This window comes from Micromonospora sp. NPDC023956 (genome assembly GCF_040639195.1).
Lineage (GTDB): Bacteria > Actinomycetota > Actinomycetes > Mycobacteriales > Micromonosporaceae > Micromonospora.
In genome coordinates, this window is sequence record NZ_JBEZZN010000001.1 from 76,512 (window position 1) to 102,044 (window position 25,533).

The window sequence follows — 25,533 nt, forward strand, 5'->3', positions numbered from 1 at the left end:
CACCCGCCCCGACACGGGCCGCGCCGCGACCTGACGCGGCAGGAGCACCGGGAGCCGCCGTCGACGTGCGTCGACGGCGGCTCCGCCGTCCCCCGCCGGATGCCGCTGGGCCCGGCACCCGCCCCGAACCGCCCCCGTCGTCCCGCTGAGCGCCCCCGCCGGACCCGGTCGACGGAGACCCCTCCCGTCGACGCCCGGACGGTCCCGCCCTGCCGTCGCCCGGCCGGGACACCCCGCTGGCGCCCCCTCACCCCGGGCGCCGAGACGACCGTGCGGGAAAAACCCGCGCCACGGCTCTGCCGGTCCTTCCCTGTCGGTCGACCCGCCCTGCCCGGAGCCTTGTCACCGGGTCTGCGGCCGGTGCGGCCGCGACCGGCGTCAGCCGGTGACGGCGGGAGGTGGGGCGGGGGACGACCGGGGACGCGTGTCCGGGCCGGTGAACGAGCAGAACAAGAAGGAAGGCCAGTTGTGAGATCAACGATCAGATCATCCGTGCTGGTGGCCGCCGTACTGGCGCTCACCGTCGTCGCGGCTCCGGGTGCCGTCGCGTGGCCGACCGGGCCCAGCGCACCGGCGGCGTCGGGGCTTCCCGTGGAGGTGACCGACCTCGGCCCGCTGGCCACCAAGCTGACTCCCGCGCTGGTCGAGGCGAGCGGGCCGCAGACCGTCTTCGTCGAACTGGCCGACCGGTCCGCGACGGATCTCTCCGCCACCGGGGCGGACCGCGCCGCGGTGCGGTCCGCGCGCCGTGACGTCGAGAAGACGGCGCGCGAGCTGGTGAACGGGATGGCCGGCGCCCGGCTGTTGTCCGTCACGTCGAACGCGGTGTCCGGGCTCATCGTCTCGGCGGACGCCGCGCAGCTGCGGGAACTCGCCGGCCGGCCGGACGTCGTCTCCGTCCGGCGCATCGTCGAGCACGTGAAGAGCAGTACCAACTCGGTGCAGTTCACCAACGCGCTGAACGCCTGGCGGCACACCGGCAGGACCGGCAAGGGGGTGCGGATCGGCATCATCGACGACGGCATCGACTACACCCACGCGGCCTTCGGCGGACCCGGCACCAAGGAGGCGTACCGGAGCATCGACCACACGGTGATCGACCCCCGTTACTTCCCGACTGCCAAGGTGGTCGGCGGTACCGACCTGGTGGGTGACGACTACGACGCCTCCGGCACGGCCGGGTCGCCGGTGCCGGTGCCGGACCCGAACCCGATCTCCTGCGGGCACCACGGCACCCACGGGGCCAGCATCATCGGCTCACTGGGCGTGAACGCCGACGGCACCACCTTCACCGGCGACTACGCGAAGCTCACGCCGGAGCAGGTCGAGGCCATGCGGGTGGCTCCGGGCATGGCGCCGGAGGCGACGCTGTACACCATCAAGGTGTTCGGCTGCCACGGCCTCACGTCGGCGCTGACGCCGAAAGCGATGGACTGGGCCCTCGACCCCAACGGGGACGGTGACCTCGGTGACCGCCTCGACGTCCTCAACCTCGCTCTGAGCAGCAACTACAACGCCGTGGACGACCCGGTGTCCCTGTTCGTCCGTAAGCTGGCCCAGCACGACGTGCTGTCGGTGTTCTCCGCCGGCAACGGCAACGACCTGTACGACGCGGCGGCCTCACCCGGGTCGGTCGCTCCCGAGGCGCTCACCGTGGCCAGTTCCCGTGACGGGTACGTGCTCCGCGACGTGGCGCAGGTGCACGCGCCCGTGCCGGGGGCGAGCGCCGGCCAGTTCAGTCTCGCCTTCACCGGCTGGGACACCCTCGACGTACGGCGTCCGGTCGTGGTGCTGCCGGCGGAGAACACCACCGGGTGCAGCGGGTACGGCGCCGCCGAGAGGGCCCTGGTGAAGGACCGGATCGTCTGGGTGGAGATGGACGACCAGGCCACGTTGGAGGGGCGCGAGTGCGGTTCGGCGGCCCGCGCCAACAACGCCCAGGCGGGCGGCGCGGCGGGGCTCGTGCTGTCGTCCACGCAGGATCACTTCGCGTCCCGGATCACCGGCAACAGCACGCTGCCGATGTTCCAGTTCACCGCGACGGAGACCCGCCGGCTGCGGCCCACCGCCGTCGCCGGCACGCTCGAGGTCTCGCTGCGCGGCGTGGACAAGGCCAGCCTGCCGACGTACGACCCGCGCCTGCCGGACACCGCGAGCAGCTTCACGTCCCGCGGCGTGCGGGGGCCGGCGGTGAAGCCGGACATCTCCGCGCCCGGTGACACCATCGCGGCAGCCTGGGCGGGCAGCGGCACCGACCGGGCGGTCTTCTCCGGCACGTCGATGTCCACTCCGCACGCCACCGGCATCACCGCGCTGATCCGCCAGGCCCACCCGGACTGGACGTACGAGGAGGTCAAGGCGGCGGCCATGAACACCGCCGGACACGACCTGCGCAACGAGGCCGGCCTGCGGTACGCCCCGCAGCGGGTGGGCGCGGGACGGATCGACGCCACCGCGGCCCTGACCACGAACGTCCTCGCCTATTCGCAGGACGATCCGGGCGCGGTCAGCGTGACCTTCGGGGTCGTGGCCGCGTCCCGGCCCACCCGCCTGACCAAGACCGTCAAGGTCGTCAACAAGGGGACCACGCCGGCGGTGTTCACCGCCCGGTACGAGGGCATCACGACCACGCCGGGCGTACGGTACACGGTGGACCGGAACACCGTGCGGCTCGCGCCGCGCGGCACCACCCAGGTCAGGGTGACGCTGCACATCGACGACGTCGCCGCGTTGCGCAAGACCATGGACCCGACGATGGAGGCGGTCCAGGGCGGCCTGGCCCGGCAGTTCGTCGCCGACGCCGCCGGGCGCCTCCTGCTCACGCCGGTGCGCGGAGCGACCGTGGCCCTGCGACTGCCGGTGGCAGCCTCCCCCAAGCCCGCCGCCGCGGTCACCGTTCCGCCCGTGCTCCGGATGGGTGACCGTGCCCAGGCCAGCCTGCGTATCGCGGGGCGCGGCCTGCACCAGGGCAGCGGCGCGGCGGCGTACCGCAGCCTGGTCAGCGTGCTGGAACTGCACGCCCGCTCACCGCAGCTGCCGAGCTGCGGTGGCCCGATCGTCAACGGGTGCACCGTGAACGGCACGGCTCGCGGCGGTGACCTGCGCTTCGTCGGTGCCACCTCCACCGCGCCGGCGGCCCGCGCCAAGGGCCGACCGCAGGACGCCGTGCTCGGCATCGGTCTGGCCACCTGGGGCGACTGGGCGAACCTGGGTAGCAACACCGTTCCGGTCGTACGCTTCGACACCACCGGCGACGGGCGTGCCGATTTCGAGTCGACGGTGGTGAAGGCACCGCGCAGCGACGTGCTGCTGGTCTCGACGGTCGACCTGAACCGGTCGCAGCCCACCGTGGTGGACGTCCAACCGGTGAACGGCCGGTTCGGTGACACCGACACGAACATCTTCGACACCAACGTCGTACTGCTGCCGGTGAAGCTCGCCGCGCTCGGTGTGGACCCGGCCGGGCCGGCCCACCAGATCAGCTACGAGGTGGCCGTCCGGGGCTTCTACCGGGCGCCGGGCGACGCCGTGGTCGACCGGGTGGGCGGCCTGACGTTCGATCCGGTCCGCCCCGGAACGTGGGTCCTCGGCGGCACCGAACCGGCACTGACCTATCTGGCCCGACCCGGCACCGCGCTGACCGTCGGGCGGGATCCGGCGCAGGTCCCGCAGGACCTGCTCGTCCTGCACCACCACAACGCCGTCGGCGCTCGCGCGGCCGTGGTGACCGTCGAGGCCCGCGCACCCCGCGGGAGCTGAGTGGATGCCTGCGGGCGTCGCGCCTCCCGAGGTGGGGGCAGGCGCCCGCAGGCCCTGGGGAGGAGGCTCGATGAGGTACGACTTCCGCCTACTCGGTGACCTGGAGGTTCGCGTCGGCGAGGAGCGGCAGCGGCCCCTGCCGCTCAAGCCACGCCGACTCCTCGCCGCGCTGCTGCTCGAACCCCGCCGGCACGTGACGCGCAGCCGTCTCGTCGACGCCGTCTGGGACGGCGAACCACCGCGCAGCGCGCACGGTGCCCTCCAGGTGTACGCCTCCCAGGTACGCGCCGCCGTACGGGACGTGCGCCTCGTCCACCGGGCTGGCGGGTACCTGCTCGACATCGATCCCGAGGCGGTGGACCTGCACCGCTTCCGGGCGCTCGTGGGACGTGCCACGGCGGCGGCGCCGGCAACCGGGGCGGACCTGCTCCGCCGGGCCCTCGCCACCTTCCGTGGGAGCCCGCTCGCGGACCTGGGTCCGGGGCTGCTCCGCCGGGAGGTCGAGCCCGTGGTCACCGAGGAGCGGCTCACCGCCTGGGAGCGCCTCGCCGAGCTGGAGCTGACGCTCGGCCGCAGCGCGGACCTGGTGCCCCAGCTCGTACAGCTCACCCAGGAACATCCACTGCGCGAGCGCTTCCACGAACTGCTCATCGTCACGCTGGCCCGGCAGGGCCGGACCGCGGACGCGTCGGAGACGTACCGACGGGCACACCGGCTGCTCCGCGACGAGCTGGGGGTCGACCCGGGCCCCGGTCTGCGCGCGGCACACCGCCGGGTGATCGTGGCCGGGCCGGGCCACCCCGACCAGCTCGGCGCGAACATGCTGCCCCGGGACCTGACCGACTTCGTCGGCCGGGCGGCGCAGCTCACCGAGGCGGCCCGGGTGACGGCCGAGCCGCGGTCGGCTCCGGCGCTGTTGCAGATCTCCGGAATGGCCGGCGTCGGCAAGACGGCACTGGCGACCCGCCTCGCCCACCAGCAGCGCGCCGCCTACCCCGACGGGCAGCTCTTCGTGGACCTGCACGGCTGCACCCAGGACCGGGAGCCGCTGTCCATGGAGTCCGCGCTGGGGCTCCTGCTCGGCATGCTCGGCGCGCAGGCCGGCCCGGACCCGGCGTTGAACGCGGCGCGCTGGCGCGCGTTGCTGGCCACCCGACGGATGATCGTCGTGCTGGACGACGCGGTGGACGCCCGGCAGGTGCAGCCGCTGCTGCCCGGGAACTCGGCCAGTCTCGTCATCGTCACCAGCCGCACGGCGGGTGGGGTGGACGGCGCCCACCCGATCCGCCTGGACGTGCTCGAGCCGGCGGACGCGGTGGACCTGTTCATCCGGGTCGCCGGCGCCCCGGCGGCGACGGATCCGGCCGCCGTGGCCCGCGTCGTCCGGCTGTGCGGATACCTGCCGTTGGCGATCCGGCTCGCGGCGGCCCGGTTGCGGCAACGCCCGGCGTGGCCGATCCGGGAGTTGGCGCACCGGCTCGACAACGGGCTGCGGCTGGAGGAGCTGTCCGCCGGTGACCGCAGCGTGGAGGGCGTGTTCGAGGCGTCCTACCGGACCCTGCCCGAGCCCGAGCAGCGAATGTTTCGCCTGCTCAGCCTGGTGCCGGGGGACGAGTTCGACGCCTCGGCGGCCTCCGCCGCCACCGGACTGCCGGTGTCGGCGGTACGCCGGCTGCTGGAGAACCTGCTCGATCGACACCTGCTCGAACAGCATCGTCCGCACCAGTTCCGACTGCACGGCCTGATGCGCCTGTACGCCGCGAAACTGTGGCTCCTGGGCAGGACGGCACCGCTCTGGACGGCCCCGGTCACCCCTCTTCCGGCAGGCCGAGCGCTGCCGCGTCCCTGATCGCGGCGGCCAGCGGCCGGTCCCCGTCGAGTGGCCCGATCGCCTGTCGGAGCCGCGTCCACAGGCCGTCGGTGGGCGCCGGACGCAGATGGGTGTGCTGGTTCACGGCCACCAGCAACGACCCGGCGATCCACCGGACCCGCGTCAGCATGTCGGCGACCGCGTTCGCACCGTTGAGGGCCAGTGGGGTGTGGTCCTGGTTCTCCAGGTTGGCGGGGATCGTGGTGGTGGAGGCGGGATGCGCCAGCTGTCGCAGCCTGGCCAGGTGCGACGCCGCCGCGATCTGCACACCCGCCAGACCGCTGGCGGCACCGGGCGCGGGAGTGAGCATCGGGGGCAGGCCCCCGTTGACGGTCGGGTCGATCAGCAGCGCGAGCTGCCGTTCCATCAGGAGTGCGACCTGGTGGGCGCAGACCGCGTGCGCCTCGGTGGCGAGCGCCACGGGCGCGGCGTGGAAGTTGCCGCCGTGGTGTACGGCCCCGTCGACGGTGACCGGATTGTCGGTGCAACCGTCGGCTTCCCGGGACAGGATCACGCCCTGCGCGTCGAGCTGGTCGAGGACCGCGCCGAGCACCTGCGGGGCGCAGCGCAGCGAGTACCGCTCCTGGAACGGTCGGCTGTCGGCACGCACGCTCGCCGGGGGCAGCGCGGCACGGATCCAGGCGGCGACGCTCCGCTGGCCGGGCTGGTTGCGTACCCGCGACAGCGGCTCACCGTACGGTGCCGGATCGGCGCCGAGCAGCGTGACGATGCGGGCGGTGGCCGCCGCGGCCAGCCGTACGGACGCGCGCAGGATCCGGTGGTTGTGCAGGGCCTGGGCGAGGCTGGCGCTGGACCCGTTGACGAACGCGAGCGCGGTGCGTGCCTCCCACACCACCGGGGACAGGCCCAGGGCCCGTAGCCGCCCGGCCGAGGGCACCCGCGCGCCGTCGTGCCATGCCAGCTCGGTGCCGGACCCGCCAGCGGCCAGCGCCGCGTGGGCCAGCGGCACCAGGTCGCCGCTGGCGCTGAGGCTGCCCTCACGCGGCACGACGGGCGTGAACCCGGCGTTCCACTGATCGGCGAGCGCGACCCACAACCGCGGCTCCACGGCCGAGTACCCGAGGGCCATGCTGCGCAGTCGGAGCCACACCATCGTGCGGGTGACGCCGGGCGACAGCGGCTCGCCCTGTCCGACGGCGAGGTGTGCGACGAGTCCGAGCCCCTGTCGACGCGGATCCGGGTCGGCCGGATAGGCCGCCAGGGGGCCGAAGCCACGGGTGGTGCCGTACACCTCGGTGGTGGTGGCGGCGAGGACCGCGCGGCTGCCGGCCATCGCGCGCCGTTCGTCCGGCGACGCCTCGATCGGGGCGGCGGTCCGCGCCAGGACCTCCTCGACGGGGTCGGTCACGGCGCCGGCACCCGACGTACGCGGCGCGGGGCGGGCAGGTCGGCGCCGGCCGCCGCCAGCAACCGGCGCAGTTCGGCGGGTTCCGGTCCGGCCGAGTAGTACAGGTCGTAGTGTTCGCCGCGTAGCGGGTCGGTCACCGGCACGCAGCGCGCGTCGCACCCGGGCACCATGCGGCTGACCAGCGCGGCGACGGCGTCCGTGTCGCACCGGCGCCCGTTGACCTTCACCAGGCCCCCCGAGCGGCCGAGGTGCCGGAAGGTACGCGCGCCGGTGAACTCGACGAGGTCGCCGGTGCGGTAGCTGGTCAGGGATGCCGCCAGGCGCGGCCCGCTGACGTGCAGCCGGCCGTCGGTGGCGGGCAACGACTCGACATCGGGTAGCAGCGTCCAGTCGCACCCGGCGCGGGTGACCACCCGGGTGGCGACCGCGCCGGTCTCGGTCGATCCCAGCACCTCCACGGCGGTGAGACCGAGACGATCGACGACGTGGTGCGTCGCCGGGGTCGTCCGCGCCGTGCTGTGCACCGCCACGAGGTCGGTGCCGCGCAGCCTCTCGACGTGCCGCCGCAACAGCGGCCAGGTCGACGGCAGGCAGACCACCAGGTGCCGGGCACCGGCGGTCATCGGGGGCAGCGCCAGCGGGTCGGTCCACGCCGCCACGACCGGCACGCCGGCCAGTCGCGGCAGCTCCACGCCGAAGATCCGGCCGTAGAGGTGGTGGGGTGGTGCGAAACTCAGCACCCGGTCGACCCGGCCGAGCAACGGCAGCAACAATCGCACCTCCGCGTCCAGCTGGTGCTGTTCCCGCCACCAGGTGACCGCAGGTCCGGTCGTGCCCGACGTCCTGAACGGGATCATCGGACCACGCGGAGCACGGCAACGTCTTCGAGCCGGCGGCTGACGAACGCGGCCATCCGGTCGACGGTGGCGAACCAGTAACGGACGTCGTCGGTGACGAGGTCGACCTCGATGCCGAACTCCTCCTCCACGGCGGTGACGCACTCCAGCGCCGAGATGCTGTCGTAGGCGTCGCCGAGCGTCTCGGGCAACAGGTCGGTGTCGGCCACGCCGGTGAAGGCGTCCCCGAGCTGGGCGGCGAGCGTCTTCCGGAGTCGGGCTGTCACGTCGGTGGTCATGCTGTCTCCTCTCGGACTGGCCGGGGCTGGTCGGCCCGGACGAGGTGGTGGCCCGCGCGCACGTACACGTCCGCGGGCGAGGTGGTGCGGAACTCGAGGTAGAGGAAGCCCGTGCCGCCGAGCGTGGTGGCGACGTGGCCGGCCAGGGCCGCCCGGAACTCTCCGTCCCGGTCCGGGCCGACGCAGCACGTCACCGTGGTGTGCCGGGGAACGGGCCAACCTCCCGCGTACAGGTCCGGGGCCGGGTCGAAGCGCACGACCACCCGCTCCGGACGGACCCCCCGCTCGACCAGCCAGCGGGTCAGTCGCAGCACGACCGCGCGCTGGCCGGCCGTCGGGAGCGGTGGCGCGGCGGCGATGGCGATGGTGGGCACGAGGAGCCTCCCGGGCACAGGTGGTCAGGACAGGGCGACGGCCGGCAGCGGACGCCGCCGACCGGTGAGCCGGGCGCGGAGCAGCCCGCCGAGACAGTCGGCCAGCACGCCGCCGCCGGTCGGTGCCAGCGGTGTCCAGGCGACCCCGCCGCCCCGGTCCGTGCTGTCCAGGAACCGTTCGACGTGCGGCCCGTCGAACGGCAGGCCCAGCCGGTCGGTGGTCAACGCCGCCTCGTACGTGGAGAGCAGGTCCGGCATCCGGTCGCCCTCGTTGGCCCAGCCGCCGCCGCGCACCCGGTGCCTGGCGAGCAGCCGGGCGACCGCCGACGTGTCGGGCTGGCCGAGCGCCGCCAGCAGCCGGTGCGCCTGCAGGCCGGCGCGAAGCGTGGGACGGCCGCCCGGCACGGGTGCGTGCCCTTCCCCGGCCCCGCAGGAGCGCACGAAGGCGAGCAGTCCCTCCGCGTCGAGGCCGCGTCGCGCAGTGACACCGAGCAGCCGCAGGATCTCCGCCGCCGACACCGTGGACACCAGGTCGGACCCACGTCCCGCCCAGTACCCGAAGCCGCCGTCCGGATTCTGGAGGTCGACGATCCACCGGGCGATCCGCGAGCGGCCCACGGCGTCGCCGGCGAAGGCACCGGCGGCCAGCGCCCACAGGGTGCACCGCACCTCCGCACCGCGACCCGGCATGTACATCACCCCGCCCTCGTTCGGCAGCTGACAGCCTTCGAGCCAGGTCCTTGCCGCCGCGTCGCCGTCGCTCGACAGGATCACCGCAGCGGTGGTCAACGCGTCCGCGGCCAGCGGCGCCTCCCGGTAGGTGTAGCCGCCGGGGCAGGCGACCGCGCGGATCCTGGCCACCACCGGTGCCTCGACGAGCGCGGTCGGCACCCCGAGGGCGCGGAGGGTGCCGACCGCGCAGAAGGCGGCCCACACGTCCTCGACGGGGTAGCCGGCCCAGCGCACGAACGCTCCGCTGCCGCCCCGCATGCCGAGCACCCAGGAGGCCACGGCGGCCGGGTCCCGGGGGGAAGCGCCCAGGGCGGCCAGGGCGGCCGTGGCCCGGTACGTCGCCCAGAGACAGGGCACCTCCGCCGCCTCGCCGAACCGGAATCCGCCGTCCCGGTCCTGCCGTCGGCGCAGCCACGCCACCAGCCGTGGCACGTCCCACGGCGGCGGGTCGCCGGCCCCGGCGACGGCCAGCCACGACATCACGCCGTAGTAGCAGGCGCGCACGTCGGCGTTGCCGTGCTCCGCGTCGCCGGGCGTCCAGCAGAGACCGCCGCCCGGCGACTGCAGGGCACGCAGCCAGCCGGCCAGCGCAGCGCGGTCCGGCACGGTGTCACCGCAGGTCGCGGACACGGTACGGGTGGAGAAGTGGGTGGCCCAGACGTCGGGAGCCTGGCCGGGCGTCATGCCGTACGCCGCACCGGACCAGGTGTCCCGCAGCCAGCCCCGGGTGCGGTCCACCTGGGGGACCACCTCCCCCAGCTCGGCGAGAGCCTGCGTGCAGTAGTAGGTGGACCACGCGTCGGACGCCATGCCCCGGCTCCACGCGTACCCGCCGTCGGCGTTGCGACGGCTGGTCAGGTAGGCCCGCACACCGGCGCGGTCGTCCACCGCATCGGTGCGGCCGAGCCACGCCAGGGTGCGTACGGCTGCGTACGTGCACCACAGGTCGGCCTCGCCGGTACCGGCCGGGCCGGTGGCGGCGCGGGTCACGCCGACTCCAGGACGCGCACGTTCGACCGTTTCCAGCTCTTCTGCGCGGCTCCGCTCTTGGTGTTGACGGGCAGGGTGTTGACGAACGCCACCTGGTCCCACGCCAGCCCGAGGCTCCGGTCGAAGACGGTCTGGAGGGCCTGGACCATCGCGGGCTCGCCCGAGCGGTAGCCGTCGACGTCCCGTTCGAGCAGCAACCGGGCCCAGGTACCGTCGGCGTCCACCTCGATCAGGTAGCCGGTGGCGGTGGTGGCGGCGTAGACGATCTCCTCCACCTGGCCCGGGGCCAGCGCCACACCACGCACCTGCGTGGTGTCGGAGGCACGGCCGTGTACCCGGACCAGCGGGGTGCGCCGGCCGCACGGGCAGCCGGTGGTCAGGGTCACCACGTCCCCGGTGTTGAGCCGCAGCAGCGGCCGGGCGTACGCGTTCAGGGGCGTCACCACCAGTTCGCCCGTCCCCGCCGCGGTGCCGGCACCGGCACCCGCCCCGGCGGGCACCAGGCCCTGACCGGTCAACAGCTCGAAGTACGCGGCGGTCGGCAGCAGGTGCTGGTTTCCGGCGGTGCACGCGGTGGCCAACGTGCCGGTCTCGGTGCTGCCGTAGCTGCCGTCCAGCGCCGTGGCGCCCCACCACCGGCCGAGCCGGGCCCGCAACGCCGGGGTGTTGACCTCGCCGAGCAGCATGAGCCGCTGTACGGAGCCGTTGAGCGTGTCCAACAGCCGACGCTGTTTGGCCAGCCGGGTCCATTGCAGAGCGACGCCGGGCGCCACGAAGACCGTCGTGGGGGCGACCCTGCACCACAGGTCGGCAAGCCGGTCCCAGTCGAGGATGCCGGTGGTGAACGGGTACGCCCGGGTGTGCGCCACGCCGAGGTAGTCGCAGGCCTGAGCCACCAGGTCGCCGACGGGCACCACGTCCGAGGGGAGCAGGTTCAGGACCCGTTCGTCCGGCCCGTCGAGCAACTCCCGCCACGCCTCCGCCACGGAGACGGTGTTCCAGATGACGTCCTCGGCCAGCCTCGGCGTCGGCGTCGGCGTACCGGTGCTGCCCGTGGTCTCGTAGTAGCGCAGTGCCGCGTTCGGCGCGACGGCGAGGAAGTCGGCAGGGCGTGCCTTGAGTTCCTCCCGTGCGGTGACCGGCAGCGCGGCGAACGCCGCCGGCGTGTACCCGCCGATTCCCGCGTACGCCGGGGTGTCCCCGGCACGCCGCCAGACCTCGGCCAGCTTACGCTCGTAGAACTGCGCGTCGGGTATCCGTCCGCCACTTCCACACATTTCTCGGCGCGCCTGCGCCAATACGTCGATGCGTTCCTCGTGGTGCCAGATCATCTGCGTACCTCGCTATTCCACGTCGGTCCGGTGCGGACATTAACAGCGACCACGACAGGTCGTCCACAATGCTTAAGAAACCGGGTTTCCGGGCCTTCGCGCTTTGGCGGGTCTTAAGTGTTCCTTAAACGCCGGTTGGCATTCTGTCCGGGTCCCCCAACTCGAACGGTGAGGTGTCATGGCTGACCAGCGCATCCTCTACCTCTTTCCCGACCGCAGCTCGGAACTGCTACGGGCGTACGAGGAACAGGAATTCTGGCCCGACTACGCTGCTGGAGCAGCACGTGCCGGCCTCGATTTCGTCGTGGCGGCCCCGGATCACGTCGCGATCGCCGACGGCGTCGCCTACCACCGCGACGAGGCGCTGTCCCCGGACCGCGACATCGTCGTCTACGGCGTCCGTACCGGCCCGACCCACATTTCTGACCTGTGGACCGGGATATCCGTCGCGACGTGCCTGGAGACGATGGGATTCTGGCTTCCCATTCCCATCGAGGCCGGCATCCTGCTGAACGACAAGTACGCCACGCTGAACCTCTTCGCCGATTCCCCGGTGCCCGTGATCCCGACTCTGCGGCTGACCGCCGACCGGGACGTGCACCGCATCGGCCAGCACCGGCTGGTGCCGGAGGAGTGGTTTCCGGTCTTCGTCAAACCGACCGCCTGGAGCGGCGGGCAGGGCTGCGTGCCGTGTGCCGACCGCGCCTCGTTGGAGGCGGTGCTCGGTCTCGCGGCGGGCAGCCGCACCGGGATGATCGTCCAGCCCTGCCTGGCCGACGTGGTCGCCGACACCCGGGCCGTCGTCGTGGAGGGGAAGATCGTGGCGGCCGTCGACCGGCGGCCGAAACCCGGGTCGCACGTGGCCAACGTCAGCCGGGGCGGCTCGTTCACCGTACGGCGCGACCTCGAACCCGAGGTGCACGAGTTGGCCCGCCTGGTGTCGGACCGGCTCGACCTGTCCTACGTGTGCATCGACCTGCTCCGTACCGCCGACGGCGGGCTGTGGTTGTCCGAGCTGGAGGCCGACGGCGCGGTGTCCCGGCTGCTGTTTCCGCCGGACACCGTGCACGAGGTGGTGGCGACCCGCTTCGCGGCGTACGCGCGACGTAACGAACTCCAGGCAGCCCGATGAGCAGGGCGGCGGCGCTGCACTACCTCGACCGCACCCTGGTCGCCCCGCCCGACGCCACGACCGTGCCGTTGCTGCTCGGGCCGGTGGCCGGACGGGACACCGCGCTCGCCGACGCCGGCCTGGACCGGGACACCTGGTCCGACCTGCGTCGGGCGTGGGTCGGGTACGCGGACCAGGTCACCCGCGCGCTGCGGTGGGTGGACCCGCGGGCCGACCACGGCGGCTGGACGGTGACCGTCAAGGACACGATCGACGTGGCGGGCATGCCGACCAGCCTCGGGCACGCCACCCACCGTCACTACCCTGCCGTCACGGCGGACGCCGTCACCCGGCTCAGGGAGATCGGCCTGTCCGTGGTCGGCAAGGCCTACGCGACGGAACTCAACATCGGCCCACCGGACCAGGCGCTCAACCCGGCCTTCCCGGACCTGTCGCCGGGCGGGTCGAGCACCGGCTCCGCCGTCTCGGTGGCCGCTGGGATCAGCGACTACGCCCTCGCCACCGATGTACTCGGGTCCGCGCGGTGGCCGGCGGCGAACTGCGGGATCGCCGGGCTGCGCGTCTCCTGGCATCCCGCGCGCCTGGCCGGGGTGCTGCCGGTGTCGCCCACCCAGGACTCCGTCGGTCTGATGGCCCGCACCGTCGAGGACCTCCGGCTGCTGTGGCGGCGCGCACCGGTGACCCCTCCGCCGCACGGTGGGCGCACCGGCCGACCGGTGGTGGCGACGGTGCGCAACGCCGCTTCGGCCGCCCCGCCCATGGCGGGCGCGCAGGACCGGGTCGTGGACGTGCTGCGCGACCTCGGCTACACGGTCAGGGAGATCGAGTTGCCCGAGGCGATGTGGAGCGCCCGTGAACTGGCCTGGGAACTCTGCGCGGCGGATGTCGGCGAGGTGGTCGCGGAGACGGAGGGTCGGCTCGGGATGGCCCTCTCCGCGCCCGCCCGCGCCTCACTGCGCGAGGCCGTCACCGCCGGCCGGCACCGCGAACTGCACGACGCCCAGCGGGCGTTCCACACGGCGATGCCCACCTTCCTCGACAGGACCGGCGTGGACGTCATGCTGCTGCCCGTGAGTCCGTTGCCGCCGAAGCGGGTGGTCGAGCGGGCCGGGCGGCCGACGCTGCCGAAGCCCGTCGACACCGACTACACCGACCGGATCGGTTACACGCCGATCGCCAGCTTCGCCGGGATGCCGGCGCTGGTGCTGCCGGCCGTCGTCGACGACGAGTGCGGGCCGCTCGCCGTGCAGTTCGTCGGCCGGTCCGGATCAGACGGTGCCCTGCTCGACCTGGGCGTGGCCGTGGAGCACCGGCTGGGCGTGACCGCGACGATCGCGACCCGGGTCGCCGCGACGCTCACCGGGAGGTGGCCGTGCTGATCGGATCGGCCCCCGTGCCACCCGTCGCCGAGACCGGTCCGGGCGACGTCGCCGCCCTCAGCCGGGCCGCGACGGCCGGCACCGGCGGCCACCTGGTCGCGAGCGGGGGCACCACCGGGCGGATCAAGGTGACGACGATCGCGCATCACCAGGGCGTTCCCCGGTTGCTGCGCGACTGGCGTCCGCTACGCCCCGGGGACGTGCTGCTCAATCTGTTCCGACCCGGGCGGCTGTGGGGCGCGCACTACTTCTACAACACTCTGGCGGCCGGCTGTGCGGCGTCCGTCCTGCCGATGGGGCCGGTGGCGGCTGACGACCTGCCCGACTGGTGGGACACCTTCGTGGACACCGGCGTGACCGCCCTGGCCGGGGCACCGAGCGTGCTGGCCGAGTTCGCCGCGGCCGCCGCGCCGCTGCGCCCCGCGCTGCCGGTGCGCACCGTCATCTGGGTCGGCGAACCCCTGACCACCGCCCGGCGGGACGCGATCCGGGAGGCCTTTCCGGACGCCGGCCTGTGGGGCAACTACGGCTCGATCGAGACGTACGTGATCGCGGTCAACGATCCCGCCTGCGACCCGGCCGTCCTGCACCTGCTCCCCGACCAGGTGCTCGAGGTCGACGGCGACGGCACCCTGCTCAGTCGGCACGGCGAGGGTTGGCCGGCGCCGGCTCACCGGTACCGGCTCGGCGACCGGGTGACCTCCGCCGCCTGCCCCTGCGGCCGGGAGGACGGCCTGCGGGTGCTCGGCCGCGCCGACGACCGCGTCAAGTTCTTCAACACCCTGCTGCGCCTCGGCGATCTGCTCGAGGCGGTACGCGAGGCACCCGGCGTCGCCGACGCGCAGCTCGCGCTGACCGTGGATCCCCGCGACGGGTCGAGCCTCGCCGCCGTCGAGATCCGTCACCGCGGCGGCGAGCCGCAGGGCCTCCGCGCGTACGTCCTGCGCCGGGTGTACGCCCTCGACGCCATCGCCAGCGCCCAACCGGACGCCGTGCGGTTCGTCCGCGTCGACCGGCTCGCCCGCAACGACCGGACCGGAAAGGTCACCCCCTACCTGACCCTGGAGCAGCCCAGATGACGACCACGACCGTCGCCGGGGCAACCCTGGCGGAGAACGCACTCACCCGCGCCCTGCTCGCCGACGTCGGCTCCGTCGACACCGCCGCCGCCGCGTTCGGCGGTACCCACGCCTGGCTCGGCCGGCCCGTCTTCAATCGGCCGGCGTTGCTCGACACGGACGCCGCCACCTCGCTCGGACGGGACCTCCGGGTCTTCCTCGACGCCCTGCGCGCCCTGCCCGACCGGCTCTTCGACGGGGATCCGGCGGCGTTGGCCCGAGCACTGGGCCTGCCCGAGGCGCAGGCTGCCGCGTCGGCCGTGTCCGCTCGGGAACTCCCGTCGATCGGACGGGCCGACCTCGTCCAGGACGCGACCGGTTTCCGCCTCGTCGAGTTCAACACCAGCAGTTCACTCGGGGGCTGCGAGATCGCCGAGATGAACCGGGCCATGCTGGCGGACCCGACCTTCGCCGCGTTCGCGGCCGGCCACGACCTCACCTACCGCGACCCGATCGCCGGGATGCTGCGGGCGTTCCCGCCCTCGGCGCACCCGATCGCGGTACTGACCTGGCCGGGCGGGAGCCACGACCACCTGACGCTGTTCCTGGCCTCACTCGCCGCAGCCGGGCACGAGGCGTTCCCCTGCCACGCCGGGGAACTGGCCTACCGGGGCGGGGTCCTGACCGCGGGTGGACGACGCGTGGACCGGGTCTTCCGTACCTTCCAGCTCGGCCGACTCGACGGCTCGCCCGAAGCGGACGCGCTCGTCCGGCCGCTGCTGGACGCAATCGACGACGGTGCGGCGACCCTGTTGGCGCCGTTCGCCGCGGACCTGCACGGAATCAAGGAGTGCCTGGCGCTGCTTGCCGAGGACGCGTGTCGGTCGGCCCTCTCCGCCGACGAACGGGAGGTGGTCGACCGGCTCCTGCCCTGGACCCGGCGACTGGACAGAAGCCTCCTCGACCACGCCCGCGAGCACCGGGAGGACCTGGTCCTCAAGCCCAGCACCGGCTACGCCGGTCGCGGCATCACCGCCGGCTGGATGGTCGATCCCACCACCTGGAAAGAGCGTCTCGACGCGGCCCTGTCCGCACCGCACGTCCTACAGCGTCGGGTGCGACCGGTCGCCGAGCGTTTCCTCGACGCCGACGGGCGGACGGTGCCCTGCCTCCTGAGTTGGGGAGTCTTCCTCACCGACGGCGGCTACGGCGGGGCCTTCGTCAAGGGCATCCCCGGTGTCGGTCAGGACATCCGATTCCTCGGCGACGGCTCGTACGTCGGCTGCGTCTTCCACCGGGAGTCCCGATGACCCGCCGCGTCGGCGTCGTGGTGGACGCCTACACCACCGGGAACCTGTTACCCGCCGCGTTCGCCGCGCACGGTGTCGACCTCGTCCACGTGCAGACCGCGGAGCAGATGCACGACGCCCTGCCCGGCCCCGATCTGACCGCCTTCGTCGACAACATCGTCTTCTCCGGTGACGCGCTCCCCCGCCTCCGGGCCCTCGACCCGATCTGCGTCGTGGCCGGGCAGGACTCCGGAGTGGCCCTCGCCGACCTGCTCAGCGAGCAGCTCGGGCTACCGACGAACGGCTCGGCGACCTCGCCGCTGCGCCGCGACAAGTACCGGATGGTCGAGCAGCTACGCACCGACGGGTTGCGGTGCGCGCTCCAGTTCCGCGCGGCGGACCCCGCCGACCTGGTCTGCTGGATCAAACAGAACACGACGTACCCGGTGGTGGTGAAGCCCGTACGGTCGGCGGGGACCGACCGGGTCCGGCTGTGCCACGACGACGCCGCCGTCGAGGCCGCCGCCCGCGCCGTGCTCGCCGCGCCCGACGTGTACGGCACCGCCAACACCGACGTTCTCGTGCAGTCGTACCTGCCCGGCGAGGAGTACATCGTGGACACGGTCAGCCGCGACGGCCGGCGATTCGTCTGCGGGGTGTGGCGGTACCACAAGCGCCTCGTCGCCGACGGACGGCCGGTCTACGACCGGGACGTGCTGCTCCACCCGGCCGAGCAGCCGGTGCCCGAACTGATCGCGTACGTCGACGACGTGCTGGCCTCGCTCGGCGTGCGTAACGGGTCGGCGCACGCCGAGGTGATCGTCACGCCGGACGGGCCGGCGCTGGTGGAGATCGGCGCGCGGATGAACGGCAACATGAACTGCGGGTTCCACGACGTGTGCCTCGGGCACAACCAGGCGTCGCTGACCGCCCTCGCGTACGTGGACCCGGAGCGTTTCCACGCCCGGTACGCCGGCCGGATCTACTCCCCCGCCCGGCCCGCGATGGTCTGCAACACCAGCACCGATCGGACCGGGGTGGTGGCGGCGGTCGACGACGGCGTCCTGAACCGGATCGCCGCCCTGCCGACGGTGCACGCCGTCGCGGTCAAGCTACGACCCGGCGACCTGATGCGTCCTACCCGGGACCTGCTCACCTCCCCCCTGCGGATCTTCCTGACCGGCACCGGCACCGCCGAGGACTACGCCGTGATCCAGGACCTCAAAGACGATGTGTTCGTGCTGCGATGACCACCTCGACCACGCCCAACCTGTGGCGACACGCCGACTTCGTCCGGTACTGGACCGGCGAGAGCATCGCACGCCTCGGTGTGCAGGTCACCGCTCTGGCCCTGCCGCTGCTCGCCGTGGTGGACCTCGGTGCCACCCCCGTGCAGGCCGGTCTGCTCAACGGGGCACAGTTCGCGCCCTACCTGCTCGTCACCCTGTTCGCCGGGGTGTGGGTGGACCGGGTACGTCCCCGGCCGTTCCTCGTCGCCACCAACCTCCTCCGGGCGGGGCTGCTCGCGCTCGTGCCCGCTCTCTTCGTCGCCGACGTGCTCACGATCCAGCAGTTGTACGTCGCCGGCTTCGTCATCGGCACCCTCGCCGTCCTGTACGACCTCTCCTCCTCCACCTACCTGCCGTCGCTCGTGGAACGTGACCTGCTCACCGCCGCCAACAGCCGGGTCCAGGGCAGCATCTCGGCGGCGCGCATCGGGGGTCCCGGTCTCGGTGGCCTGCTCGTACAGGCGATCTCCGTGCCGGTGACGCTGTTCGCCAACGCCGTCGTGCATCTGGTCTCCGCGCTGGTCCTGTTGGCGATCCGGCACCGGGACCCGGCGCCTCCGCCGCGCCCGCACACCGGGGTCATCGCGGAGATCGGCGCCTCGCTGCGGTTCGTACGCGCCGACCCGTACCTGCGCGTCTGCGCGTTCCGTGCCGGCTTCAACAACCTGTTCTTCATGGCGATGCAGACGGTCTTCCCGCTCTTCGTCATCCGCTCGCTCGGCGCGGACGTGGCGACGGTCGGCCTCGTCCTGGCGGTCGGCGCAGCCGGATCGCTGGTCGGCGCCGTCCTCGCGGGCCGGGTCGGCAACCGGCTGGGTCCCGGGCCGGCCATCGTCACCGGTTTCGGGATCGGCTCCTTCGCGCAGGCGCTGATCCCCCTCGCGGGTGGCCCGGACTGGCTGGTGCTGACGGTGCTCTTCGGTTCGTTCCTGCTCGGTGGCATCGGCACCACGATCGGCAACGTGCACCTGGCGACGCTCACCCAGAGCGTCACACCGCGGGCCCTGCTGGGACGGACCACGGGTGCCCTGCGCTTCCTCACCTGGGGAACGATGCCGCTCGGCGCGCTTCTGGGCGGTTGGCTGGGAGACCTGGTGGGTCTGCGTCCGACGCTGGTGATCACCGCACTCGGCTTCACCGCCTCGCTGCTGCTGGTCCTGAACTCCCCGGTCGCCCGGCTGCGTACGCTCCCGGAACCGCCGGTCACGCCGGACGCCGCGGTGGCCCGCCGAGGCTGACGGGTGCCCGGCCGGCTGAAGAAAGTGCGTACCGAACACTCATGAACGTCGAACGTCCGAACAGGACGATGGGTGGATGAGCACGGGGCCGCTTCCGAGGACCGCGAGCACCCGCGCCGACGCCGGGCTCGACGGCCACTGGTGGGTCCGAGCGTTGGCGCTGCACGAACGCGTCCCCGGTGCCCCCCGAGGCACCGGGGACGTGGACGGGCCCTCCCGGGCCCGGCTGTCACGGTGGCGGGACCGGTACGGCCACGACGGCACCGAGATGTTCGACCGCCGGCTGGCCGCGATCCGGCTCGACCAGGCGACCCTGCTCCGGCTGCTCGCCGAACCACCCGCCGCACTGGCCGCGCGAACCGTCCAGCCGAGCTGGGCGGGCGTCGTCGAGGCGGCGGTCCGGCGGACGGTCCCCCCGGGCGCGGAGGTCAGGCTGAACTGGCGCGAGGCCCTGGCCTGGCCGCTGCGCACCCTGGTGTCCGAAGCGGCGGAACAGGTCGCGGCCCGGCTGGGGCCGTACCGGCGGATCGCGAGGCTCGACGTGGCCACGCTGGTCGCCGGCTTCCGGGACGACCTGGGTCGCCGGCTCGTGGACCTCGCCGGTCCCACCCTCGTCACCGAGCTGGACGCCCGCCGCGCCGCAGGCCGCCTGCACGGCGCGAACGGCCGGCAGCGCTTCACCGACTTCGTCCGCCAGCTGTCCGAGCCCACCGGGCTGGCGGAACTCGTCGACCGGTACCCGGTGTTGGCCCGGCTGCTCGCGCAGACCAGTCAGTTCGAGGCCGAGGCGTTGGTCGAGGCGGTCGCCCGATTCGCCGAGGACCGGAACGACGTCGTACGTACCGTGTTCCGGGACACGGACCCCGGGGTGCTGTGCCGCGCCACCGGCCACTGGGGCGACGCCCACCATCGGGGTCGTACCGTCCGGCTGTTGTCCTTCGACAGTGGAGCCCGGATAGCGTACAAACCCCGCGATGCCGGGGCGCAGCTCCGGCTCGGCGAGCTGGTCGGTTGGCTGAACCAGGCGGTACCCGGCCTCGATCTGCGGGTGCCCGTGGTCCTGGCCCGCGCCGGGTACGGCTGGTCGGAGTTCGTGCCGCACACGGCGTTACCGACGGAGGCTGCCGCACCCGAGTACTACCGGCGGCTGGGGGCACTGCTCGCCCTGCTGCACGTGGTACGCGCCACCGACATCCACTGCGGAAACGTGATCGCGTGGAAGGACCAACCGGTGGTGGTCGACGCGGAGACCCTCTTCCACCCGACCATGCCGACAGCCCCTCGGCCGCCCGATCCGGCCGTCCGGATGCTGGCCGATTCGGTGGCGCGCACCGCCCTGCTGCCCCTCGTCGCGCCGGGCCGGGCCGACACGTCCGCGCTGGCGGGTTCCGGGTGCGCGACGATCCACCAGTGGGAGTCGGTGGGCACCGACCGGATGCGGTTGGTCCGACGGGTCGCCCTGCCGATCCTCGCGCCCAGCCGGCCCCACGTCGCGGGTCGGGCGGTGGAGCCGACGATCCACCGGGACGCGCTGCTGCACGGCTTCGGCCTGGGCTACGACGCGGTGGCGCGGGACCGGGAGGGACTGACCACGGTCGTCCGCCGCTGCGCCGGGATTCCGGTGCGGGCGGTGGTGCGGCCGACCCGGTGGTACCGGGACCTGCTCGACGCGGCGGGTCGCCCCGAGTCGCTGCGGGACGGGTTGGACCGCGACCAGGAACTCGACCAGCTCTGGACGCGGGCCGCGAGCCCTCTCCAACTCGTCACGGCCGGTGCCGAGGCGATCGACCTGTGGGCCGGGGACGTCCCGCTGTTCCAGACCCGACCGGACAGCCGTGACCTGTGGACCTCGACCGGTCGACGGCTGCCCGACGTGTTCGGCCGCCCCGCCCTCGACCGGGTCGGGGAGACGCTCCGGGAGCTGAGCGAGGTGGACCGGCGGGACCAGGCGTGGATCGTCGCGGCTACCCTGGCGACCCGGTCGGCGACCTCGACGCACTCCCGGCCCGAACGGTCGTTCCCGCGGCTGCGCCCGGTGGCCGCGCCGCCGCAGGAGTTGCTGACCGCGGCGTGCGCGGTCGCCGACCGGATCGTGGCGGCCGGCATCGACGGCGACGGGCGCATCAACTGGCTGGGGCTGGAGCCGGTCGACGACGAACGCTGGCTGCTCCTGCCCCTGGGTGCGGGGCTGGCGCACGGGTACCTCGGCGTGGCGCTGTACCTGGCGCAACTGGCCACCCTGACCGGCATGCCGCGGTACGCCGACATCGCCCGCCGCGCCCTCCGGTCCTATCCGGCGCTGTGCCGATCGCTCGCCGCACGGCCGGAACTGGTCACCGTGGTCGGCTGCGGGGGACTGTCCGGGCTGGGCGGTATGGCATACACGCTCGCCCGGCTGGCGACCCTGCTCGCCGACCACGATCTCGCAGCCCTGGCCTCGGACACTGTCGAACTGGCCGGCATCGCCACGACGGCCGAATCCCCGGCGGGCTGGTCGGACGGACTCGCCGGCTGTCTGGCCGCGATGCTCGCGGTGTACCGCGAACTTCGACTCGACAGCGCCTGGCGGCTCGCCGAGCGGTGCGCCGACCTGCTGCGGACCGTCGTCCTGGACGCCACGCCCGGAGACGTCCCGGACGGGTTCGCCCACGGCTGGGCCGGCATCGGGTACGCCCTGCACCGGATCGCCGGGCCGGTGCCCCGGTACCGGCCCGTGGCCGTCCGCGCCCTGGAGCTGGGCGGACCCGTGGATCTCTCCGACCCGGTCGAGACCGGCTGGTGCGGCGGAACCGCAGGACGACTGGTCGCTCAGCTGGTGGCGGTGGACCGGACCGTGGTGGCCGACCGGGGGGCGCGGGCGATCGGTGACCAGCCGGTTCGGCGTGACCTCAGCCTGTGCCACGGCGAACTCGGCAGGACCGAAGCGTTGACCGTACTGGCCGGGACCGGCGACCCCGCCGCCGCACGGGTACTGCGCCACCGGGCCGGTCTCGTCCTGGACGCCGTCCGTCGGGAGGGACCCGTCTGCGGGACCCCCGGCGAGGTGGTGACCCCCGGTCTGCTGGCCGGGCTCGCTGGTATCGGTTACGGGCTGCTGCGCCTCGGTTTCGCCGCCGAGGTGCCCTCCGTGCTGCTGCTCGAAGAAGCGGGGAGGTCCTGCTCCCGCCGTTGATGGATCCACCACCGCACCTGATGAACCCCGACCGTCATGTCAGCCATGCCCCGTCACGTCAGGAGGAAGTCCGATGTTCGTCGAAGACTCACCCAGCAGCCGGGACGACGCGGTCGACTCGCCGGGTCGACGCCCGAACGGCCGTACCGGCGTCCCCTTCGGGCTGCGCGCCGCCGTGCTCGCCGGCCTGGTCGTGGCGACCGCGCACGGCGTACCGGCACAGGGGCTGACCGACGACTCCGTGCGGGTGCTCATCGAGACCGGGTCGACCTGCTGCCCACCGGAGGAGGCGTGACCGCGAGGAAGCGGTGACGGACGGGGCCCGATGGTGACCGGGCCCCGCCCAACGCTGGCCACCTGGCCGAGGACACGCCGCGTGACGCGACACTAGCGTTTAGCTGTGGGGCTACGTTCATCGACCATCGTGGGCCGCGACAACGAGCAGCGGGTCGTCAGGTCAGGACTTCTGGCTGCTCGAACGGGCCGTGGCAGTGCCATATTCCTCGTCGGCGAAGGCGGCATCGGCAAGTCGCGGCTCGCCGCGGCGGCCGCCGACGCCGGCTACGGCTCCGGCATGCGCCTGATGCGGGGACGTAGCAGCACGACCGGGCCACTGGTGCCGTACCGACCGCTGACCGAGGCGGTCCTGTCACTGCTACGGGCCGGCGATCCCGTCGACATCGATGCGCTGGGTCCGTACCGACCGGTCCTGGGCCGTCTGGTGCCGGACCTGCGCCCCGCCTCCACCGAAAACGGCGACGCCTCGCTGGTGATCCTCGCCGAGGCCGTGCTCCGCCTGATGGCGTTGGCCGGCAGGGAGGCGGGATGCCTGCTGACGCTGGAGGACCTGCACGACGCCGACCCGGAGACCCTGGGGGTGATCGAGTACCTGGTCGACAACATGTCCGACCTGCCGGCGTTGCTGCTCGGAACCCTACGGCGCGATCCCTGTCCGGCGCTCGACCTGGTGCGGTCGATGGCCCAACGTGGGCATTGTGTGCTGCTCGAACTGGACCGGTTGAACCGGCCACAGGTGCATCGGATGATCGCCTCCTATCTCGCCGTACGTCCGCAGGACGTGCCGGACGCCGCCACCGACCTGGTGTGGGCGGGCAGCACCGGCAACCCGTTCCTGGTGGAGGATCTGCTGGCCGGCATGTGCGACACGGCCGTCCTGGTCGAGACTTCCACCGGGTGGCGGATCTGCGCGGACGCCCTGACCAGCCGGCCGGACACGTTCGTCCGCAGCGTGCGGCGCCGGATCGAGCAGCTCTCCGACCGCGCCCGAGAGCTGATCATGGCAGGTGCCCTGCTCGGCTGCCGGTTCCCGCTCACCGTGGCGCAGGCGGTCACCGGGATGTCCGACCGCGAACTGCTCAGCCACCTCCAGGGCCCCCTGGCGGCTCAGCTGGTGGTCGCGGACGAACAGATGCCGGACTGGTACCGGTTCCAGCACCCGCTCATGCAGGAGGCGTTGACCAGCCTGCTGGAGCCCACCGAGCGGACGCGACTGGCCCGTCGGACGGCCGATGCGGTGACCGAGGTGCATTCCGGCCTGCCGGGCGAGTGGTGCCAGGTCGCCGCCACGTTGCGACTGGCCGCAGGTGAACCCGTCACCGCGGGAAGGCTCTTCGCCGAGGCGGGGCGGCGTTGCCTGGCCGAGGGGGCCGCCGGTTCGGCCGTCGCCCTGCTGGAACGGGCCTGGGAACTGCTCACCGACGACGAGCCGGGGATCCGCGCGGACGCGTTGGAACCGCTGATCTACGCACTGGCCGAAGCCGGCCGGATCGACCGGGCGCTGGCTTTCGTGGAAACCGTCGAACAGGTGGCCGGGGTCCTCGACCACCGACGACTCGCCCGCCTGCACACCCGGCTGGCCTGGGCCGCGATGTTGGCCGGCCAGTCCGCGGAGGGACTCGCCCGGGTCGGGGCGGCGCGCGCGCTACTCGGCCCGGACCCGCGTCCCGAGGACGTCGCGAGCGTCGACGTGGTGGCCGCCCACCTCGAGTTGGACCGGCCGGGCGCCGACCGTCTCGACCACGTGGAGGCGATGGCCCGGCAGGCGGCAGCCGTGGCCGAGGAGGTCCCCCTGCCGGTGGTCGCCTGCCAGGCCTGGCAGCTGCTGGGGGCGCTGGTCCGGCAACGGGACCCGGATGACGCCACCGCGTGCCTCGAGCGCAGCCGGGTCATCGCGGCGGAACACGACCTGCCGATCTGGGACATCCATGCGCTGGTGCGCCTGGGCAACGACGACGCGCTGCGCGACGCCAACACGGAGCGGCTCGAACAGGCCAGGACGCAGGCCACCCGGATCGGCGCGGTCACCGCCCGCTATCAGGCCGAGGCGAGCATCGCCCTCCAGGCCATCCTCCGGCACGAGTTCGACCGGGCGCAGGCCCTCATCGACGACGTGTGGACCGCCACCAGTCGGCTCCGCCTGCTGGAAACCGCCGAGTACGTCCTGCTGCTGCGCGCGGTCCTGCACGCCCACCGTGGCCAGCGCAAGGACATGGAGGCCACGCTGGACGAACTCGCCGACGCGCACGGCGATCAGTCCCGGAACGGTCCACGCATCCACGGGCTTGCCCGCGCCTTCTGCGCACTGCTCGAGGAGAACCGGCCCCGGGCCGTGGAGGAGATGTCCCGGGCACTCGCGGCCGCGGACCGGAACCCGACCACCTTCCTGCTCGCCGGGCGGGACGGGCTGCATCTGCTGCTCACGGCGCTGTGCGCGCGGCCACCCGGGGCAGGGCCGGCTGACCAGGTGCCGTTGAGCGCGTTCGGCTGGGACCGCCAGTTCGCCCTCTTCGCCCTAGCCGTACGGGCCGGGCGGGCCGGGGACGCCGAGCGGGCCTGTGCCGCCGTCGACGAGGCGGTCCGGGTGGGACAGCCGTATCCGATGGGCCGGCACCTGGGCCTGCGGTTGTGCGCGGAGGCCGCCCTGGCGGACGGGTGGGGTGACCCGGTCGACTGGCTACGCACCGCCGAGGAGCACTTCCACCGTACCGACGTGACCGCCGTGGCGGGCGCCTGTCGCACCCTGCTCCGCGCCGCCGGCGTCCGGGTGCCGCAACGCCGGACGGGTTCCCACCAGGTGCCCGGGACACTGCGCGCTGCCGGTGTCACGGTTCGGGAGTTCGAGGTGCTGCGACTGCTCGTCGAGCGGCTCAGTAACCGGGAGATCGCCGGCCGGCTCCACCTGTCGCCACGGACCGTGGAACGGCACGTCTCCAACCTGATCATCAAGACCGGGCTCCCGAACCGGCTCGCTCTCGGCGAGTTCGCGTCCCGGGGCTACCAGGGCTGAGCGGCGGTCGGCACCGCCTCTCGGCGTGGACCCGGACGCGCCCCCACCGACCGGGGCCGGGCCGTCCGGCGCGGTCCCACCCGACCGCCGGAGCGGTCGGGTCCTCGCG

General features: G+C 73.4%; 17 protein-coding genes. 11 read left to right on the forward strand and 6 right to left on the reverse strand.

Annotated elements, in window-relative coordinates; translation table 11 throughout:
• The first annotated feature begins 468 nt into the window (after positions 1-468).
• Together AB0F58_RS00280 and AB0F58_RS00285 are read left to right on the forward strand one after the other, a co-directional pair.
• A complete protein-coding gene (locus AB0F58_RS00280; protein ID WP_357135721.1) occupies positions 469-3,759 on the forward strand; it encodes a S8 family serine peptidase in 3,291 nt (1,096 codons plus the stop codon).
• A gap of 70 nt (positions 3,760-3,829) precedes the next feature.
• Positions 3,830-5,608 (forward strand): BTAD domain-containing putative transcriptional regulator, encoded by a 1,779-nt coding sequence (locus tag AB0F58_RS00285; RefSeq protein WP_357135724.1) that lies wholly within the window; start codon positions 3,830-3,832, stop codon positions 5,606-5,608.
• Here AB0F58_RS00285 and AB0F58_RS00290 read toward each other — a convergent pair.
• The 6 genes from AB0F58_RS00290 to AB0F58_RS00315 are packed head-to-tail and all read right to left on the reverse strand — an operon-like array spanning position 5,568 to position 11,560.
• Positions 5,568-6,998, reverse strand: coding sequence for an aromatic amino acid ammonia-lyase (locus AB0F58_RS00290; RefSeq protein WP_357135726.1), 1,431 nt, complete (start codon positions 6,996-6,998; stop codon positions 5,568-5,570). The two genes, AB0F58_RS00285 and AB0F58_RS00290, sit on opposite strands and share 41 nt — an antisense overlap.
• A complete protein-coding gene (locus tag AB0F58_RS00295) occupies positions 6,995-7,855 on the reverse strand; it encodes a hypothetical protein (RefSeq protein WP_357135728.1) in 861 nt (286 codons plus the stop codon). Before AB0F58_RS00295 ends, AB0F58_RS00290 begins: the two co-directional genes overlap by 4 nt.
• On the reverse strand, positions 7,852-8,133 hold the full coding sequence (locus AB0F58_RS00300) for an acyl carrier protein (RefSeq protein ID WP_357135730.1): 282 nt from the start codon (positions 8,131-8,133) through the stop codon (positions 7,852-7,854). The genes AB0F58_RS00295 and AB0F58_RS00300 overlap by 4 nt, the downstream gene beginning before the upstream one ends.
• Positions 8,130-8,507: a hypothetical protein gene (locus AB0F58_RS00305; RefSeq protein ID WP_357135733.1), complete on the reverse strand. Its 378-nt coding sequence runs from the start codon at positions 8,505-8,507 to the stop codon at positions 8,130-8,132. Before AB0F58_RS00305 ends, AB0F58_RS00300 begins: the two co-directional genes overlap by 4 nt.
• A 24-nt stretch (positions 8,508-8,531) precedes the next feature.
• Positions 8,532-10,229: a prenyltransferase/squalene oxidase repeat-containing protein gene (locus AB0F58_RS00310; RefSeq protein WP_357135736.1), complete on the reverse strand. Its 1,698-nt coding sequence runs from the start codon at positions 10,227-10,229 to the stop codon at positions 8,532-8,534.
• Entirely contained in the window at positions 10,226-11,560 is a 1,335-nt protein-coding gene (locus AB0F58_RS00315; protein WP_357135737.1) for a hypothetical protein, read from the reverse strand. Before AB0F58_RS00315 ends, AB0F58_RS00310 begins: the two co-directional genes overlap by 4 nt.
• Positions 11,561-11,738: 178 nt before the next feature.
• Between AB0F58_RS00315 and AB0F58_RS00320 the strand changes: the two genes are divergently transcribed.
• The 9 genes from AB0F58_RS00320 (at position 11,739) to AB0F58_RS00360 (ending at position 25,424) form a co-directional block, all read left to right on the forward strand.
• Positions 11,739-12,692, forward strand: a complete 954-nt coding sequence (locus AB0F58_RS00320; RefSeq protein ID WP_357135739.1) for a hypothetical protein — start codon at positions 11,739-11,741, stop codon at positions 12,690-12,692.
• Complete coding sequence (locus tag AB0F58_RS00325; protein ID WP_357135741.1) at positions 12,689-14,071, forward strand: amidase; 1,383 nt, start codon at positions 12,689-12,691, stop codon at positions 14,069-14,071. Before AB0F58_RS00320 ends, AB0F58_RS00325 begins: the two co-directional genes overlap by 4 nt.
• The gene (locus tag AB0F58_RS00330) at positions 14,065-15,150 is read left to right on the forward strand and encodes an AMP-binding protein (RefSeq protein ID WP_357135743.1); all 1,086 of its coding nucleotides are present in this window, start codon (positions 14,065-14,067) and stop codon (positions 15,148-15,150) included. Before AB0F58_RS00325 ends, AB0F58_RS00330 begins: the two co-directional genes overlap by 7 nt.
• Positions 15,147-16,439: a hypothetical protein gene (locus tag AB0F58_RS00335; RefSeq protein ID WP_357135746.1), complete on the forward strand. Its 1,293-nt coding sequence runs from the start codon at positions 15,147-15,149 to the stop codon at positions 16,437-16,439. Before AB0F58_RS00330 ends, AB0F58_RS00335 begins: the two co-directional genes overlap by 4 nt.
• Positions 16,436-17,668: an ATP-grasp domain-containing protein gene (locus AB0F58_RS00340; RefSeq protein ID WP_357135748.1), complete on the forward strand. Its 1,233-nt coding sequence runs from the start codon at positions 16,436-16,438 to the stop codon at positions 17,666-17,668. The genes AB0F58_RS00335 and AB0F58_RS00340 overlap by 4 nt, the downstream gene beginning before the upstream one ends.
• A complete protein-coding gene (locus AB0F58_RS00345; RefSeq protein WP_357135750.1) occupies positions 17,665-18,945 on the forward strand; it encodes an MFS transporter in 1,281 nt (426 codons plus the stop codon). The genes AB0F58_RS00340 and AB0F58_RS00345 overlap by 4 nt, the downstream gene beginning before the upstream one ends.
• A 76-nt stretch (positions 18,946-19,021) precedes the next feature.
• The gene (locus AB0F58_RS00350; RefSeq protein WP_357135752.1) at positions 19,022-22,117 is read left to right on the forward strand and encodes a type 2 lanthipeptide synthetase LanM family protein; all 3,096 of its coding nucleotides are present in this window, start codon (positions 19,022-19,024) and stop codon (positions 22,115-22,117) included.
• Between the two features lie 73 nt (positions 22,118-22,190).
• Positions 22,191-22,412: a hypothetical protein gene (locus AB0F58_RS00355; RefSeq protein ID WP_357135755.1), complete on the forward strand. Its 222-nt coding sequence runs from the start codon at positions 22,191-22,193 to the stop codon at positions 22,410-22,412.
• Positions 22,413-22,517: 105 nt separating this feature from the next.
• Positions 22,518-25,424: an AAA family ATPase gene (locus tag AB0F58_RS00360; RefSeq protein WP_357135757.1), complete on the forward strand. Its 2,907-nt coding sequence runs from the start codon at positions 22,518-22,520 to the stop codon at positions 25,422-25,424.
• Positions 25,425-25,533 lie beyond the last annotated feature (109 nt).